Origin of the sequence: Microcoleus sp. A6-C6 (assembly GCF_036705955.1) — a bacterium.
GTDB lineage: Bacteria > Cyanobacteriota > Cyanobacteriia > Cyanobacteriales > Microcoleaceae > Microcoleus.
This window is the reverse complement of sequence record NZ_JAUBVR010000196.1, coordinates 1-1028: the sequence shown is the minus strand read 5'-3', so window position 1 is coordinate 1028 and position 1028 is coordinate 1. Positions and strand designations below refer to the sequence as shown.

Sequence of the window (1028 nt, the reverse complement as noted above, 5' to 3'; positions counted from 1 at the left end):
CGTCCTCCACGTCCGTTTATAGTCTCAGGCAATCCGCCCGCGACTTTTATATTAATTGCTGCATTTTCGTCTCGGTCGTGAACTGCTCCACAAAATAAGCAAGTCCATTCACGGACTGAAAGTTCTTTCTTTCCACCAATCTGTTTGCAGCAAGAGCAGCGTTGACTGGTTGGTTCCCAGCGACTAATAACCCTGAAATCTCTGCCGTACATTTCTGATTTAGCTTCCAGCATTGTCCGAAAAATTCGCCAGCCTAAATCGGAAATAGCACGGGATAATTTACGGTTTTTCATCATGCCAGCAACGTTGAGGTCTTCTAGAACTATTGCTTGGTTTTCGCGAATAATTCTATTGCTCAATTTGTGTAGGAAATCGTTGCGAATATCAGAAATTCTGGCGTGAATCTTTGCAACTCTGCGACGCGCTAATTCCCTTCGCTTGCTACCTTTCTTTTTTCTGGCTAACTTGCGCTGTGCCTTGTGCAGCTTTCTTAGATGCTTTTTAAGAGGCTTGGGAGCTTTTATTTTCTCGCCTGTACTCAGGGTAGCGAAGTCTGTGATACCAAGGTCGATACCGACCGATTGCCCGTTGTCGGGTAATACTGTTGGAACGACTTCAACGACAAAGCTGACAAAATATCGGTTCGCAGCATCCTTAATTACCGTGACCGAGCTTGGTGAAGATGGCAATTCTCTTGACCAGACAACCTTGAGCTTTCCGATTTTGGTAAGATAAACTTTTCCCTGTTTGATGGAAAAGCCTCCGATCCTAAATCGTGCCGACTGCCTGCTGTTACGCTTTTTAAATTTGGGACGCCTAACTCTCCGACCTTTTCGCTTACCTTTGAATGAATCAAAGTAATTTTTCCAAGCCACCCCTAAATCGGCAATTGATTGCTGAAGAGGAATATTTGAAACTTCTGCCAGCCATTCTCGTTCTTCCGACTTCTTGGCTTGAGTAATAAAAGTCTTTTGCAGATCTCCGTTACTTGGTAGCTTTTCGGATGAATTACATAATGCTAGTGAATC

General features: G+C 44.0%; 1 protein-coding gene. It reads right to left on the bottom strand.

Annotation, left to right across the window (positions count from 1 at the left end; translation table 11 throughout):
* The coding region (locus QUB52_RS29180; protein WP_332976359.1) for an RNA-guided endonuclease InsQ/TnpB family protein at positions 1–1028 on the bottom strand (1028 nt) is incomplete at both ends.